At 69.2% G+C, this 16,174-nt stretch carries 13 protein-coding genes; 3 read left to right on the plus strand and 10 right to left on the minus strand.

Annotated features, from left to right (window positions below; all coding sequences use genetic code 11):
* Nucleotides 1-43 precede the first annotated feature (43 nt).
* The 7 genes from abc-f to AC1RIF_RS12335 all read right to left on the minus strand — a co-directional run bounded on the left by abc-f (nt 44) and on the right by AC1RIF_RS12335 (nt 6,810).
* Entirely contained in the window at nt 44-1,654 is a 1,611-nt protein-coding gene (abc-f, locus tag AC1RIF_RS12305) for a ribosomal protection-like ABC-F family protein (protein ID WP_492601643.1), read from the minus strand.
* A 289-nt stretch (nt 1,655-1,943) separates the two neighbouring features.
* Nucleotides 1,944-3,041: an inositol-3-phosphate synthase gene (locus AC1RIF_RS12310; protein WP_492601644.1), complete on the minus strand. Its 1,098-nt coding sequence runs from the start codon at nt 3,039-3,041 to the stop codon at nt 1,944-1,946.
* Complete coding sequence (locus AC1RIF_RS12315; RefSeq protein WP_022598568.1) at nt 3,034-3,600, minus strand: PadR family transcriptional regulator; 567 nt, start codon at nt 3,598-3,600, stop codon at nt 3,034-3,036. The genes AC1RIF_RS12310 and AC1RIF_RS12315 overlap by 8 nt, the downstream gene beginning before the upstream one ends.
* A gap of 107 nt (nt 3,601-3,707) precedes the next feature.
* Nucleotides 3,708-4,316 carry a DUF1707 SHOCT-like domain-containing protein gene (locus tag AC1RIF_RS12320; protein WP_492601645.1) on the minus strand — a complete coding sequence of 203 codons (609 nt, stop codon included), beginning with the start codon at nt 4,314-4,316 and terminating at the stop codon, nt 3,708-3,710.
* A gap of 2 nt (nt 4,317-4,318) precedes the next feature.
* Nucleotides 4,319-5,173, minus strand: coding sequence for a DUF1707 SHOCT-like domain-containing protein (locus AC1RIF_RS12325; RefSeq protein ID WP_492601646.1), 855 nt, complete (start codon nt 5,171-5,173; stop codon nt 4,319-4,321).
* A 231-nt stretch (nt 5,174-5,404) separates the two neighbouring features.
* Nucleotides 5,405-5,932, minus strand: coding sequence for a DUF1707 SHOCT-like domain-containing protein (locus AC1RIF_RS12330; RefSeq protein WP_492601647.1), 528 nt, complete (start codon nt 5,930-5,932; stop codon nt 5,405-5,407).
* Nucleotides 5,933-5,934: 2 nt separating this feature from the next.
* On the minus strand, nt 5,935-6,810 hold the full coding sequence (locus AC1RIF_RS12335; RefSeq protein ID WP_492601648.1) for a DUF1707 SHOCT-like domain-containing protein: 876 nt from the start codon (nt 6,808-6,810) through the stop codon (nt 5,935-5,937).
* 147 nt (nt 6,811-6,957) lie between these two features.
* Between AC1RIF_RS12335 and AC1RIF_RS12340 the strand changes: the two genes are divergently transcribed.
* The 3 genes from AC1RIF_RS12340 (at nt 6,958) to AC1RIF_RS12350 (ending at nt 11,656) form a co-directional block, all read left to right on the plus strand.
* Nucleotides 6,958-7,377: a DUF5318 domain-containing protein gene (locus AC1RIF_RS12340; protein ID WP_174914146.1), complete on the plus strand. Its 420-nt coding sequence runs from the start codon at nt 6,958-6,960 to the stop codon at nt 7,375-7,377.
* Nucleotides 7,378-7,886: 509 nt separating this feature from the next.
* Nucleotides 7,887-10,046 carry a transglycosylase domain-containing protein gene (locus AC1RIF_RS12345; protein WP_492601884.1) on the plus strand — a complete coding sequence of 720 codons (2,160 nt, stop codon included), beginning with the start codon at nt 7,887-7,889 and terminating at the stop codon, nt 10,044-10,046.
* 23 nt (nt 10,047-10,069) lie between these two features.
* On the plus strand, nt 10,070-11,656 hold the full coding sequence (locus tag AC1RIF_RS12350) for a glycosyltransferase family 87 protein (protein WP_492601649.1): 1,587 nt from the start codon (nt 10,070-10,072) through the stop codon (nt 11,654-11,656).
* Nucleotides 11,657-11,660: 4 nt separating this feature from the next.
* Here AC1RIF_RS12350 and AC1RIF_RS12355 read toward each other — a convergent pair whose 3' ends face one another.
* The 3 genes from AC1RIF_RS12355 to AC1RIF_RS12365 all read right to left on the minus strand — a co-directional run bounded on the left by AC1RIF_RS12355 (nt 11,661) and on the right by AC1RIF_RS12365 (nt 16,069).
* Nucleotides 11,661-14,039 carry an outer membrane protein assembly factor BamB family protein gene (locus AC1RIF_RS12355; protein ID WP_492601650.1) on the minus strand — a complete coding sequence of 793 codons (2,379 nt, stop codon included), beginning with the start codon at nt 14,037-14,039 and terminating at the stop codon, nt 11,661-11,663.
* 209 nt (nt 14,040-14,248) lie between these two features.
* Nucleotides 14,249-14,674: a DUF2752 domain-containing protein gene (locus AC1RIF_RS12360; RefSeq protein WP_492601651.1), complete on the minus strand. Its 426-nt coding sequence runs from the start codon at nt 14,672-14,674 to the stop codon at nt 14,249-14,251.
* Between the two features lie 57 nt (nt 14,675-14,731).
* Nucleotides 14,732-16,069 (minus strand): glycosyltransferase 87 family protein, encoded by a 1,338-nt coding sequence (locus AC1RIF_RS12365; RefSeq protein WP_492601652.1) that lies wholly within the window; start codon nt 16,067-16,069, stop codon nt 14,732-14,734.
* Between the last annotated feature and the right edge of the window lie 105 nt (nt 16,070-16,174).

Genomic DNA, 16,174 nt, shown 5'->3' on the forward strand with positions numbered 1-16,174 from the left:
TGCCGCGGAGCGCACGCGACCCGGGGCCGGTCCCGCCGTCGGGTCACAGCGTGAGGTAGTCGCCGCGGAACCGCCGCCGCATCTTCCTGTCGTGGGTCACCAGGACTACCGTCCCCGTGAACGCGTCGAGTGCCTCCTCCAGTTCCTCGACCAACGCAGGCGACAGGTGATTGGTGGGTTCGTCCACCAGCAGTAGATCGGCGCCGCAGGTCGCCAGCAGAGCCACCTCGAGGCGTCGGCGTTGCCCGAACGACAGGTCCGCGACCGGCCGGTGCAGGTCGTCGGGGTGGAACAGGCCGAGCGAGAGCAGTTCCGAGGCTGCCTCGTCCGGATGACCGGACCGCTGCGCCGCGAAGGCCTGCGACAGCGTCTCCGTCGCGGGCCATGCTCCGCCGGACTGCCGCAGGAACCCGACGCGATCCGGGACCCGCACCTCGCCGCCGTCGGGCACGACCTCCCCGGCGATCACCCTCAGCAGGGTGGTCTTGCCGGCGCCGTTCGGTCCGGTCACCAGGAGCCGACCCCCGGGTTGCACCTCGAGGTCGGGCACCGTCAGTCGGGAGCCGACGCGCACGCCGTGCAGTCGCACCAGCGGGCCGTCGGACGGGCACGGAAGCTGTACCGACAGCGACGGGGTGAATCGCAACGGATCCGGCGGTGGCACGACCTCGTTCAGTGTCAGTCGCGCGATCCGCTCCTTGGCGTTGCGGATTCGCCCCATGGCCCCGTGGTCACGGCCGCGGGCGCGGAACGCCCCGTGGCCGAACCCCGCCTTGTCCTGTTTGCGCGGGATCGCCTCGAGCCGAGACGCGTTCGCCTCGACCAGTCGCACGTTGCGGGCGACCTCCAACCGCCAGTCCTCGTACGCCTGCAGGTGCCTGCGGCGCTCGGCCGCCTTCGCGGTGAGGTACCCGGCGTAGCCGTCCCCGTAGCGCCGGACACCCCGGTCGGCGACCTCGAGGATCACCGGAGTCAGGCGGGCCAGGAACTCGCGATCGTGCGTCACCGCCACTACCGTTCCGCGGTGGGCGATCAGACGTTCCTCGAGCCACGCGACGGCCGCGTCGTCGAGGTCGTTGGTGGGCTCGTCCAGCAGGAGCAGTTCGGCGTTCGAGGCCAGACTCGTGGCGAGCGCCAGCCGGGCCTGTTCCCCGCCCGAGAGCGTGTCGAGCCGACGCGACTCGTCGAGGCGCGGCAGACCGAGCGCGTGCAGTCCGGCGTCGACCCGATCGTCCACCGTGTAGCCATCGAGACTCTCGAAAAGACTTGTCGCTTGCGTGTATTCGTCGAGCAGCGCCTGTAGTTCGTCCGTGGCGGCACCGGACAGGCGCCGCTCGATGTCGCGGATCCGTGCCTCGAGTGCCCGCACGTCGCGGAGGATGTGATCGATCGCGGTGCTGACCGTGGCGTCGTCGGACAGATCCAGCGACTGTGCGGCGTACGCGACGCCACCCGGTGCGACCACCCGGACGTCGCCGTTGTCGGGGTGGGTTCGTCCGGCGAGCAGCGCCAGCAGGGTCGACTTGCCGGAACCGTTGTCGCCGACGACGCCGACCTTCTCGCCCGGCGCGATCGACAGATCGACGCTGTCGAGGACGATGCGGTCGCCGAAACGCTTCGAGGCGGAGCGAAGAGAGAATTGAGGGACGGGCATGGGTGCGTCCTTGCCCCCGGACCTGGTCCGGGTGATCGAGAGGAACGAGTCCTCGCACGACCGGCCCGCCGACTTCGGCGGGGTGCGTGCGCTCAGGACTCGCCGCGGAGCGTGCTCGGCGCGGCGTCCCGATCTAGGAATTCAGTGTGCCCATGCCGACGAAGGTAACACCAGCGGTCCGGCCCGGCCACCGATTATCTCCGGTCACATGAACTGACGCGAAAACGCCTGTGGCGGTGGGTGAGTCCGGAGACCCGCCCACCGCCACAGGTTCGTGGTACGGCTGCTTCTACTCGGCGCCGATGATGAAGGCCTCGAGCTCGGTGCGAGCCGTGTCGTCGGCCATCTGGACCGGCGGGGACTTCATCAGGTACGCCGACGCCGGCAGGATCGGGCCACCGAGGCCGCGGTCCTTGGCGATCTTCGCGGCGCGGATGGCGTCGATGATGATGCCGGCCGAGTTCGGGGAGTCCCAGACCTCGAGCTTGTACTCCAGGTTCAGCGGGGCGTCACCGAACGCGCGGCCCTCGAGGCGGACGTACGCCCACTTGCGGTCGTCGAGCCACTCCACGTAGTCCGAGGGACCGATGTGGACGTTGCGGTCGTGGACCTTGCCGGACAGCGGGCCGTTCAGGTTGGAGGTGACGGCCTGCGTCTTGGAGACCTTCTTGGACTCCAGGCGCTCACGCTCGAGCATGTTCTTGAAGTCCATGTTGCCGCCGACGTTGAGCTGGTACGTGCGATCCAGCACGACGCCGCGGTCCTCGAACAGCTTCGCCATCACGCGGTGGGTGATGGTGGCGCCGACCTGGCTCTTGATGTCGTCGCCGACGATCGGGACACCGGCCGCGCGGAACTTCTCGGCCCACTCCGGATCGGAGGCGATGAACACGGGCAGCGCGTTGACGAACGCGACGCCGGCGTCGATGCAGCACTGCGCGTAGAACTTGTCGGCCTCCTCGGAGCCCACCGGCAGGTAGGACACGAGGACGTCGACCTTGGCAGCCTTCAGTGCGGCGACGACGTCGACGGGCTCGGCGTCGGAGACCTCGATGGTCTGCGCGTAGTACTTGCCGATGCCGTCGAGCGTGGGGCCACGCTGGACGGGGACGTCCAGCGGGGGGACGTCGGCGATCTTGATGGTGTTGTTCTCGCTGGCGTTGATCGCCTCGGAGAGGTCGAACCCGACCTTCTTGGCGTCGACGTCGAAGGCGGCGACGAACTGGACGTCGCGGACGTGGTACTGGCCGAACTTGACGTGCATCAGGCCGGGGACGGTCGAGTTCTCGTCGGCGTCCTTGTAGTACTGCACGCCCTGGACCAGGGACGAGGCACAGTTACCCACGCCCACAATGGCTACGCGCACCGCGGTGCTGTTCTCACCCATGGTCGGGTTCTCCTTCGTTTTTCTTGGGTGCTGTTGCTGTTGATGATTGTTCGGCGGCGATCAGCTCGTTCAGCCACCGCACTTCCCGTTCGCTCGACTCGAGACCGAGCTGATGGAGCTGGCGGGTGTAGCGGTCGAGTGACCCGGTGGCCCGCCCGACGGCGTCCCGGAGGCCTTCGCGGCGCTCCTCGACCTGACGTCGCCTGCCTTCCAGAATTCGCATCCGCGCTTCGGCGGGGGTGCGGCTGAAGAAGGCAAGGTGCACGCCGAACCCGTCGTCGGTGTAGTTCTGGGGCCCCGTGTCCGCCACCAGCTCGGAGAATCGCTTCCGACCGGCGGGGGTGAGCTCGTACACGCGACGCGCCCGGCGCTTGACGGTGCCGTCCGCGCCGGCGTCCTCGGCGATCAACCCGTCGGCCTGCATGCGCCGAAGGGTCGGGTAGAGCGAGCCGTAGGAGAAGGCGCGGAACGCACCGAGCAGGCCGGTCAGCCGCTTGCGCAGCTCGTATCCGTGCATGGGTGACTCGAGGAGCAGCCCGAGAATTGCGAGCTCGAGCAAGATCACACCCCCTGAGTGTCCCGAACATAACCGATAGATGCGATTGCCAACTATATCGCACCGATATATACGAGCACACCGTCGAGCGGAAAAGGCAGGTGGAAGACCTATCGGTCGGCCCGGTAGACCTCGTGGACGGCGCCGTCGAAGCCGACCGTCAGGAAGCCCTGTGCACCCGTGGCCTCGTTCGACAGATAGATACCCACGCCGGGCCCGTTGTCGTCGTCGCGTTGGGCGATCAGATAGACCCGGGTCGGGTCGCTCACGCCCAGCGTGCGGTCGGCGCCGTACAGCAGCCCGATCAGCCGGGGAACGTTCGGGCGGAGCTCCGTCAGGTCGACGGGTACGCCCTCGGTGCGGCGCGGCGAGGTTCCGGCGTCCGTCAGTTGTCCGTCCTCGTACCGATACGACTGCTCGCTGCCGGGCGAACCGGGTACCGGGCGCGAGACCGACGCGTAGTCGGGGTAGACGGTGAGGGTGTCGACCTCCGAGTCGCCCAACTCGTCGACGATCTCGTCCAGCATCCGCCCGAAGCCCGCCGCGGTGGTCAACGCGGCTCCCGAATCGGGGACTGTGGAGTCGGCATGATCCCGGGTCGAGTTGACCACGACGATGCCACACACCAGGACCACGGCCGCCGCGAGCGCGACGATCCAGCGGGTGCTCTCCGGCGGTGGCGAGGCGGGGGCGTTATCGCGTCGCTCCGGCGGCGTCATGCTCACTGTCCCTCGGCCGGCGAGACGTCGACGACGGTGCCGTCCATCAGCGTATCGATCATTCCGGTTCGTTCCTCGTGGTCCTCGAACAGGACGGAGACCAGAGCCTCGCCGGTCGAATCCGGGCGTCGCACGAAGATGTGGGACACCTTCGCGGACAAGAGGCCGACACGGCCGGGTCCCGACGTGAGCACGTCCGCGATCCGGTCGACGTCGAGCGTCGCGAGGTCGACCGTGCCGGTGTCCAGGGGCCGCGAATCCGGCGCCCGCGATTTCGAGAAGCCGCCCCGGAAGCTCCAGCTCTGGGCACGGTGTGGCTGGTCGTCCAGCATCCGGGCCAGGAACACGTACTCCGGGTAGAAGGTCACATCGTCCACCTGCAGATCACCGAACTTCTGCTCGTACTGACGAAGGAAGTCGCGGATCCCCTCCGGCGAAACAGGGTCGTACGCTTCGACCACGATCGGCTGGGGCTCGCCCGGCGCGACGGGAGCGGGCGCCGGTTCGGCCGCGGCGATCGTCTCGGGGGCCGCGGCGTCGCCCCGACTCGTGTAGATCACCGTTCCGCAGATCGCCACGACCGCGACCACGATCGCGGCCACCGCGCGACCCGGGACCCTTCTGCGCGGTGCCGGCGTGGACTCTCGGGCCGCTTCGACGAGATGCTCGGGAATCTGCAGGTCCGCGACGAGAGAGTCGAGTGCCCCGAGCGTCTTGGCCTTCATGGCCTTCGTGGTCCGGGTCTGATGCTCGGTCGGGTCGAGTTGCCCCTCGGCGTACCCGGCGTCGAGGAGTGCGCAGGTCTGGGCGCGATCGATGTCGCGCGCGCGCTTTCTGGCGGGGGCTCGCTCTGGCACCCGGCTGATCATAGGGAACCGGTCGGAATGTCGAGCGCCCGCGTCCGCGGAGACGACTACCGGTCGGCTCTGCGGACCTCCAGGATCTCACCGTCGAACCCCATGGTCAGGGAGCCGCTCGCGTCCAGGTCCTCATTGCGAATGTAGAGCCGGGCCTCGGGGCGGTGCTCGCCCTGTCTCACCGCGATGTGCGTGATCGTGGGATCGGTGACGGCGAGGCTGCGATCGCCGCTACCGGTAGGACTGCGCCATGCCTGGCTTCCCCGGAATCTGTCGGGCCAACCGCGCGTACTCCGGATTCACCTCCAGCTCGTCGACGACGGAATCCCCGAACTTCTGCCGGATCTCGTCGAGGAGCCGGCCGAAGCCGGCTGCCGTGTCGAGGTCTGCCGAACTCGCCGTGTGCTCGGACGACGACGTCGAGCCGCCCGAGTCCGACAGCATGGCAGCGACCGCGACACCACCGACCACGAGGACGGCCGCCGCGGCGAGCGCGACGATCCAGCGCGCGCTCCGGTCCCGCGGAGCCGCGGGCACGGAGCCCTGCAACTCACGCGGAATCTGCAGGTCGCGGACGAGTCCTGCGAGGTCTGTGAGTGTGCGTGCCGCCGTTGCCGACTCACGTCGGCTCGTGAGCTCGGCCTCGGACAGTCGACCGTCGCCGAAGGCGGCATCCAGTTGGTCGCGTACCGCGGCGCGATCGGAGTCACGAGCCCGTAGGCGCGTCGAGTCGGAGACCTTGCGACGGGTGGCGGACACGGTCAGCCTCCCCCGGTCGGCGTGGACGTGTACGTGATCTGTCCGTCGAACGTCGAATAGAGATAGCCGGTGCGCAGGGCCGGATCCTTGACGTAGATGCCGATCTCGGGATCGCCGGTGATCGGTTGGGGGCGGACGACGATGTAGTCGATCCGCGCGGCCGGTAGCCCCACGGTCGACGGAGCATCCCCGAGTAGGACTCGGAGCCGCCCGATGTCGAGCCGGTCGAGATCGACCGTGGTGTCGTCGGAGCGGGGGGTCGACGACCCACTCGGAGTGAAACCGCCGTAGAAGTCCCAGTCCTGGGCGCGATGCGGCTGCTCGGGAACCATCCGCTCGAACGAGGCGTGGTGCTGAGCCAGGTAGAGGTCGTCGACGGTCAGGTCGCCGAACTTGTTCCCGAACTGTCGCAGGAACTCCTCGATGCCGTCGGCCGTCGTCGTGTCGATCGGATCGATCACGATCGCGTCGGGCTCGCCCGCCGGCGCCGGCAGCGGCGCGGGTTCCTCGGCAGCGGCAACTGCTTCCTCCGTGGCCGCCGCCTGCGCCGCTTCGTCGTCGCCGCGTGCGACGAAGAACACGGCACCGGTCACGACGACGACGGCCGCAATCGCCGCGGCGATCACCGGTCGGCGTCGCGGGCGCCGGGGTGCCGTCGCGGTCCGGAGCGCCGACTCGACCAGGTGCGCGGGAATCTGCAGGTCGGAGACCAATGCGTCGAGTTCGCCGAGCGTCTTCGCCGTCATCGCGGCTGCCGTGCGGGCGTCGTACTCGGCGGTGTCGAGCTGGCCCTCGCTGTAACCGGCGTCGAGAAGTCCGCACGTCTGCGCGCGATCGATATCGCGCGCACGAGTACTCGAGGAAACCTGCCCGGACACGGTCGTGATCTTAGGAAACCGCGCTCGGGGCCGCCCGACACCGCCGGTTTCGCGCGGTCCGCCGCATGTCAAGACCTTGTGTTCGTCCCCACGTGCGGCCACTCCCGGCCCACCCCGCCGTCGGCGGACGCACGTACTCTGGTCTCCGTGCGGATACAGCGGCAGGTCGTGGACTACGCGCTGCAGCGCCGGTCCCTGCTCGCCGAGGTCTACTCGGGGCGGACCGGCGTGACCGAAGTCTGCGACGCGAGCCCCTACCTGCTGCGCGCGGCCAAGTTCCACGGCCGCAGCAGTTCGGTGATGTGCCCGATCTGTCGCAAGGAAGAGTTGACCCTCGTATCTTGGGTGTTCGGCGACAAGCTGGGTCCGGTGTCGGGCTCGGCGCGGACACCCGAGGAACTGGTTCGTCTGGCCGCGACAGAGGAGGAATTCTCGGTCCATGTGGTCGAGGTGTGCCGCACATGCAGCTGGAACCACTTGGTCCAGTCCTACGTTCTCGGTGCGGTGCCGGCACCGAAGCGGCCGAGGCGAACGTCCTCACCGCGCCGCCGCACCGCCAGCGAGTAGTAGAGAACAGACAGCGTAGGAACACCGACAGCTGTGCCCACCGACCGACGCAACCGAGGACTGCCCACAGTCACCCGATTACTGGAGATTCGTACGTGAGTTCCCCCAACAACCCTCAGGGTCGACCTACCGGACCGCGGCGTCCGAACGGCCCGCAGCAGAGTGGACGACCGGCCGGGCAGCAGCCCGGCCGTCCCGTGAGCGGCCCCGGGGGCCCCGCGCCGCGCCGCAACCCCGGCCCGCAGCAGGGCGGTCGCCCCGCTCCGCGGCAGCCGCAGCAGGGTGGTCGCCCGCCGCAGGGTGGCCAGCGCCCGCCGCAGGGAGGACAGCGTCCGCCGCAGGGCGGTCAGCGTCCGCCGCAGGGAGGACCACGTCCGGCACAGGGTGGCGGCCGCGGACCCGGTGGGCGTCCGCCGGCCGGCCCGCCGCCGACCGCGCGCAAGTCCGGCGGCGGATCGGGGGGACAGCCGCCGAAGGGTCCGAAGAAGACCAAGTCCAGCAAGTGGAAGATCGCGCGCCGCACCGCGTACGCGGTGATCGCGGTCGGGCTGATCGTGCCGATGCTGGCGTTCATGGTCGCGTACATCGTCGAGGACGTGCCGCGGCCCGGTGACATGAAGACCAACCAGGTCGCGACGATCCTGGCGTCGGACGGGACGACGGAGATCACTCGTGTCGTGCCGCCGGAAGGCAACCGCACCGAGGTCACGATCGATCAGATCCCGGAGCACGTGCGCAATGCGGTGCTCTCGGCCGAGGACCGGAACTTCTACACCAACCCCGGATTCTCGGTGTCCGGTTTCGCGCGCGCGGCCCGCGACAACCTGCTCGGCAAGGACAGCGCCGGCGGCGGCTCGACCATCACGCAGCAGTACGTGAAGAACGCGCTCGTGGGTTCGGAGCGCTCGCTCACCCGCAAGATGCGTGAGCTCGTCATCTCCTCGAAGATGGCCAAGCAGTGGTCCAAGGACGACATCCTCGCCGCGTACCTCAACACCATCTACTTCGGTCGCGGCGCCTACGGCATCGCGGCCGCGTCCGAGGCGTACTTCGGCAAGCCGGTCGAGCAGCTGACTGTGGCCGAGGGCGGGGTGCTCGCCGCGGTCATCCAGTTGCCGTCGCTGTTGGACCCCGAGACCAATCCCACCGGCGCCCAGTCGCGTTGGAACTACGTCCTCGACGGCATGGTGGACAGCGGTACGCTCAGCGCCGCCGATCGTGCCGCCACCCAGTTCCCGCAGGTCATTCCTCTCGCCGAGGTCGACAACGGCAGTGGCGCCAACGGGCCGGAGGGACTGATCAAGCAACAGGTGCTGCAGGAGCTGTCGGCGGCCGGTATCAGCGAGCAGGACCTCAACACCGAGGGCCTGCAGATCACCTCGACGATCGACCCGCAGGCGCAGGCGGCTGCCGTCGACGCCGTCGAGACGTACATGGACGGTGAGCCGTCCGAGCTGCGGACCGCGGTCGTGTCCGTCGATCCGAAGTCGGGTGCCGTGCGCGCCTACTACGGCGGCGCCGACGGCGGCGGTTACGACTTCGCGCAGGCCGGCCTGCAGACCGGTTCGTCGTTCAAGGTGTTCGGCCTCGCGGCCGCGCTGGACCAGGGCATCCCGCTGTCGCAGATGTACGACAGCGGCCCGCTCACCGTCAACGGCATCACGATCGGGAACGTCGAGGGCGAGTCCTGCGGCACGTGCACCATTGCCGAGGCCCTCAAGCGTTCGCTCAACACCAGCTTCTACCGGCAGATGCTGCAGATGGACAACGGCCCGCAGGCCATCGCCGACATCGCCCACAAGGCCGGTATCCCCGAGGACATCCCGGGCGTGGGCCCCTCGCTCACCGAGCCGGGCGGCGTCGGACCGAACAACGGCATCGTGCTGGGCCAGTACCAGTCCCGGCCCATCGACATGGCGTCCGCGTACGCGACGCTCGCGGCCTCCGGCGTCTACCACACGCCGCACTTCGTGCAGAAGGTCGTCACTTCCGACGGCACTGTGCTGCTCGACCGCGGCACGCCGACCGGCGAGGAAGTCATCGACGCCGCGGTGGCCGACAACACCACCGCCGCGATGACGCCCATCGCCGCGTACTCGCGCGGCCACGGGCTGGCCGGTGGCCGGCCGTCGGCGTCCAAGACCGGTACCGCGCAGCTCGGCGACACCGGCTCCAACAAGGATGCGTGGATGGTCGGCTACACCCCGTCGCTGTCGACGGCGGTGTGGGTCGGCACCGAGCAGGGTCTGCCGCTCGAGAACAGCTACGGCGGAATGATCTACGGCTCGGGTCTGCCGTCGGACATCTGGAAGGCGACGATGGACGGCGCCCTCGAGGGCACCAGCGTCGAGAAGTTCCCGACCCCGGCGCCCATCGCCGGCCAGGCGGGCATCCCGCAGTACTCGGCTCCTGCAGCGCCGAAGACCACCTCGGTGCCCCCGTCGACCACGGCTCCGTCGTCGACGACTCCGCCGCCGCTCGAGATCACCACGAGCAACATGGAGATCCTTCCGGGCGTGACGATCCCGATCCCGGGCATCAAGCCGGGCAAGCCCACCGACTCGACCTCGCCGTCACCGGACGAGCCGACGTCGGGCCAGGAGCCGCCGGAGACGACGGAACCGGAGGGACAGCAGCGAGCGGTCCCGCAGCCGGTCCCCGTCGGCTAGCCGTTTCCCGGTAGCCTCGCGGGGTGGCCGACAACGCACCGGGCAGCACCGAGACCGACACCGGCGTCGAGCTGGTGTCGCCGGCGCCGCTCGCGGCGGATCGGCGCTCCGCGGACTGGCGGGACGTGCCGGGGCACACCGATCCGCTGACGGCACAACTGTCGTCGACGATCGGTGGCCCGGTCGGTCGGCACGCGTTGATCGGGCGGACCCGCTTCTTCACCCCGATGCGGGTGATCCTGCTGCTGGCCGTGGTGTTCCTGAGTCTCGGTTGGTTCACCAAGGCCGGCTGCATCCAGCAGGGCCCGGTCGGTGCCGAAGGCGCGCTGGGACTGGACTGGAGCGGCAACCGTCAGTACGTGGCGATGTGTTACTCCGACACCGTCCCGCTGTACGGCGCCGAACATCTCGACGAGGGTGCCTTCCCGTACAAGAAGTGGTGGGAGGAGCCGGCCGCCGACGGGTCCGTGCAGCGTCGCTACATGGAGTACCCGGTGCTGTCCGGGCTGTACCAGTACGCGTCGATGGTGGTCGCGAAGGCGTGGGACGCGACGCCGTGGCTGCCCGGCGGTCTGCAGGTCGCGATCTACTTCAACGTGGTGGCGCTCGGCCTGGCCGTGGCGTGGCTGGTGACGGTGTGGGCCAGCGCGCTGCTGGCCGGCCGTCGCGTGTGGGACGCGGCGCTCGTCGCGTGCTCGCCGCTGGTGATCGTGCACGCGTTCACCAACTTCGACCTGTTGGCGACGGCCTTCGCGGCGGGTGGTCTGCTCGCGTGGTCGCGCAAACGTCCGGTTCTCGCCGGTGTCCTCCTCGGCCTCGGCGGCGCCGCTAAGCTCTATCCCCTGTTCCTGCTCGGGGCGCTGCTGGTGCTGTGTCTGCGTGCGGGACGGATGCGCCCGTGGTGGCAGGCCACCGCGGCCGCCGCAGGTGCCTGGCTGGTGGTGAATCTGCCCATCGCGGTGCTGTTCCCGCGCGGATGGGCCGAGTTCTTCCGGCTCAACTCCGAGCGCGGCGCCGACCCCGACTCGATCTACAACGTCATCACCTCGTTCACCGGGTGGACCGGGTTCGACGGCCCCCTCGCCGCGGGTGAGGCGCCCAGCGTGTTGAACGCGGTGTCGCTGTTGGCGTTCGTCGCGGTCTGCGCCGGTGTCGCCTGGGTGGCCCTGACCGCGCCGCGCCGACCCCGGGTGGCACAACTGTGCTTCCTGCTGGTTGCCGGATTCCTGCTCACCAACAAGGTATGGAGCCCACAGTATTCGCTGTGGCTGGTGCCGCTCGCGGTCCTCGCGCTCCCCCACCGCCGGATCCTGCTGGCGTGGATGACGATCGACGCCCTCGTCTGGGTGCCGCGGATGATGTACTACCTCGGAGTGTCCAACAAGGGCCTGCCCGAGCAGTGGTTCACCGGGACCGTGGTGCTGCGGGACCTCGCCGTCCTCGTACTGTGCGCCCTGGTGCTGCGGCAGATCTACCGGCCGTCGGAGGACCTGGTGCGGTTCGGCTTCATCGACGACCCCGTCGGCGGCGTCCTCGACCAGGCCGAGGACGCGCCACCGAAGTGGTTGCCGGCGTGGCTGCGCCCTCGGGTCCCGGTGCGCACGGAGTGAGTACCTACTTCCGGTAGAGCGTGCTCCCGTCGACCGAGTGCGTGGTGCTGATCAGCTTGGCGAAGCAGTGGTCGGCGTCGAACCCCTTGCTGTCGCACCACGCATTGGCGCCCTCCGGCGTCGGGAAGGTGACCCCGGCCGCCGTCACCCACCAGTCCCGCTCGGTGAACGTGCTCCAGTCGCCGCTCCACATCAGGCGCACCTCCGGGAAACGCAATCGCAGGTCCAGGTGCTCCCGCAGGATTTCGGCGTTGTTCCACGTGATCCCGTCGGCGACCAGTCCCGGGCGCTTGGAACTGAGCAGCGGCACCCAGCGGTCGGCGAGGTCGGATCGCACGAAGGGCGCGTCGGCGTCGGCCTGCTCGCGAAGAGCGTCCCGGCTCGCGGACTCGGCGTCGACTCGCGAGACAGCGGATGTCTTGGGGTCGAACGTCGCCGGCGTCGACGTGCCCGACGGCTCCGGCGCCGAGGTGGGGCCGGTCGAGGATCCCTCGTCCTCGCAGTCCACCACGGTGTCCCCGACGCCGCCCCTGCCGTCGCCCAGTGAGTTCGGCAGTCGCCAGAACGAACCCAGCGGATACCGCAACTGTGCCGAGGAGTAGTCCGCTCCCCCGGTTCGGTTCGACGGCACCACCAACGGGTCGTCCGAGAAGTCGAACGTCGACGATGCCACCGGAACTCCGTTGTCCGAGATGGTTACCCGCAGGGCGTCCGTCGAGACGATGTCACCACCGGGGCAGGCGGCCCGCACCCGCATCTCGACGACCAATCCGCCCGCGTCGGTGCGGAACGACACCGGTTCCAACCGGGGTCGGCTGCCGCACTTGGTGACCAGCTCGCTGCCTCCGGAACCGCTTGCCGCAGAGTCGCTGTCGGATGCGGAGGAGTCCGATCCGGGTAGCGTCGAGGGCCCGCCGGTGGCCGCGTAGGCGGTGATCGACTGCCCGTCGGTCACCGCGAATCGGTCACCGGCCGTACCGATCCAGGACGCCGGTTCGCGGATCGACCACGCCCGAGTGCCGTCGGTGAGGTCGTAGGCGTCGACGCCGGAGTCGTCGGCGACGAGAATCCGCTCACCGTCGGTGGGTCCGATCTGCACGTGATCTCCGATCGGAACCTCCCAGCGCGTCGTCCCGTCGTCGGGATCCACGGCCGTCAGCGACCCGTCACCGACGGCGAGGACGGAGTCGCCCACCACCGCGACCCGCGCCCAGATTCCCTCGGGGGGAAGTGCATTCGAATCCCACAGGAAATCGCCGCTGTCCGGTGCGTACGCGCTGTCGCCGATGAACAACGGGACCTGCGTGCGGGCCGTGACGACAGGACCGGGTTCGCGAAGCGATCCGTCCCTCTCGAAGACGGTGTCTCCGGAACCGTCGACGACGGTGACCGTCGCCGCCGTCGTACGCTGCGAACCCTGGAACTCCGCGCAGCTCTGCTTCGCATAGCCGTCGCCGACCGGCAGGCTGCTGCGGAAGGCCTCGGAACTGGCCGGCGCGCCCGTCGCCGCATCGACGATCCAGGTGCTGATTCCGGCGGTGTGGAACAGTTTTCCCCCGGAGTATCGGAACGATGCTCCGTCGGCGCCACCCGGGCACAGGTCGGGTTCGAGTGCCCCGGAAGACCAGTTGCCGGTGGGGTCGTCGACCGTCCCGCTCGTGTAGAACCAGGTACGGCCGTCGTATCCGGCGAGGAAGATCGTCGAACCGTCAGTCGTCGCGTCGCTCACGGTGTATTCCGGGGCGAACGAACTACGTGTCGCACCCGTGTTCACGTCGACGAACTCGACGATGTTCGTCGTCCTGCCGGACCGGACAACGCACGGCATTGCGTTGTCCACGACGGTCATCAGGCAACTCGTGTCGGTGGCATCACTGGTCCAGCGCGCTTCTCCCGACGCCGAATCGAGGCCGACCAGCATGGGTTCGGGGTCCGGTGAGCTTGCGGCCATCAACGTGACCAGAGTCCCACCGGTGTCGAGGAAGCCGGGCGAAGTTCCCATACCCGTTACCGTCGTGGGGGCATAGAAGGAATCCCCCGGTCGTCCCCCGACATCGCTGGGGGTGACGGTCCACGACGCCGCGGGTGTCGTGGGAAAGGTGTAGTGCAGCAGTCCTTTCGCTGTCACCGTGTTGCCCGGATCATCTCTTGTCGTGAGATACCAGAAGGCACCGCCGGCGACGAGCGCGACGACGAGGACGAGCGCGCTCACGAGCAGGAGCGGGCCACGGCGTCGCGGGCGTTCCGGCGGCCCGTATCCCGTCTGCGGCGGGTAGCCGGGGGGTGGGGGCGGTGCCTGCAGGAACTGCGGCGGGTAGCCGCCGCCGTGCTGCGGGTACCCGTGCATGGGCGGTTCGGTGTTCCACGGATCGTCACGAGTCATGGACTGTCTCCGTCGGGTCGATTGTGCCGGGCGTCCTGCCCGCTCAGGACGCTACGAATGGTTCCGTTGGTGGAGAGAGTGATTCGGTAACCGAAGGGTTCTTTCACTACGATCTCGAGCTGCCGGATGCGCGTGGAACGCCTCAGAGTACCGGGGTCGTGCCCGGTCCGGGAGCCGTTCGAACGGACGACATCTCGCGCAGCGGTCGCTCAGATCCGCAGCTCGGTGAACGGTGGGATCGGAATGTTCCTGACCACGAACCAGACCGCGGTCACGGCGAGCACGGCTGCGGGAACGCGTCGGAGATACGGCGCGCGGAACACTCGACGACCCCGGAGCCGTCCCCAGGTCCAGGCGCCGAACGCGACGAGGAGGAGAACCACGGCGACGACTCCCACCGCGTTGTAGCGCAGCGCGGCCCCGACGTCGAGGTGGAGCAGCGAGTACAGCATGCGGGTGCTGCCGCAGACCGGGCAGTCGATGCCGAGCAGGGACTTCGTCGGACACACCGGGATGATCCCACCCGGTGTCGTCGGGTCGGCCCAGAGCACGAACCCGCACGCGGCGACGGCCGCCGACGCCACCGCGGCCGGCGCGGCGACGCGGAGCAGCGGGCGCATCGGTGCGGATTCCATAGCGCTCGAAACGCTACCGCGCAGCAGGCCGGTGCGGAGCGGTCCGGCCGAGCCCGGTCAGGGCGCCGCTGCCGGGACCGGTGCCGGTGGCCTCGCGGGTGCGGGGTCGCCGGCGTCCGTCCGACGCAGCGGGGCGCCGACGAAGACGAAGAACAGCACGACGAGCAGCCCGGCCTGCCCCCACACACCGAGGTTGACGACGAACTCGGTGACGCCGCTGTCGGACTGGGTGGCGAGGGCGTCGAACCAGCGGAACACTCCGATACCGAGCGTCAGGTCGGCCACCAGGTACGCCGCGACCAGCGCCCACGGCACCCGCAGCAGCACCAGGAACGGGAGCAGCCACAGCGTGTACTGCGGCGAGTGCACCTTGTGCAGCAGCAGGAACGCGCACAGCATCGCGCCGCTCACACCGATCCACGGATAGCTGCCGCAGCGTTCGAAGTGCTTCCAGCCCAGCCACACCGCGAGGGCGAGCCCGGCGCACAGCGCGAGCGGCGAGACGATGCCGACGATGTGGTCGTAGGTGTCGGAGCCGTGCCCGTCGACACCCATCAACGGCCGCAGGCCCCAGTACCAGACGCTGTTGCTGGTGAGATCGGCCGTGCGCAGTTGCTGGAACGTGAACGACGCGCGCCAGCCGTCGTAGTGGGTCAGCGCGAACGGCACATTGATCGCGACCACCGTCGCGGCCGCGGCCCCGAGTACCGCGGCGGCGCCCCGGACGTCGAGACGGTTCCGGTCCCGGCCCTCGGTGAGGACGTACAGCGCCAGCGGCAGCACGAACAGTCCCGGATAGAGCTTGAGACAGAACCCGACCCCGAGCAGGACGGCGGCGAGCACCGCACGGGTACGCAGCGGCCAGCGGTGCGACGCCATCACCGCGATCGCCCCGACCGACGTCGCGACGACGGGGAGCTCCCAGTTGTGGAACGCGTACAGCAGCAGCGGCGGCGTGGCCGCCCACAGCAACGCGGCGCGCCCCGCGAGCCGTCCGAGCATCCACGCGGTGAGCAGCCCGAACGGGGCCAGCAGCAGCGCCGAATGCAGCAGGAACGCGGCATCGGTGTGGGCGCCGATCCCGCCGAGCCACATCAGCAGGCCGCTGAGCACCGGGTACTCGACGGTGCTGCCGGTGAGGGTCCCGTCGGCGGTGATGCCGCCGGCGTACGGGAACAGGTGCTGGTCGATGCCGCGGCCCAGCCACAGGAGCTGGATGTCGGAGTAGCAGACGTCGCGGTCCTTGATCCTGTCGAAGATCAGGCTGCGCCCGTCGGCGCCGAACGGTGGACCGATGCAGCGGGATTTGTCGAGGTAGCCCAGGATCAGTGTGAGCAGGCAGGCGGTGAGGACGGTGACCGTCGTTCCGGCCCGGATGTTCGCCGCCGCCCGCATGAAATCCAGCGTAGGGCGATCCCGGTCATCGGTGTGATCGGCTGCGGTCGCAGATCGCGACGGGAAGCGACCGTCCGGACCAATTTCGCAGGTCAAAGGGCGCTC

It is taken from the genome of Prescottella sp. GW823-FHT02E09 (assembly GCF_058797375.1).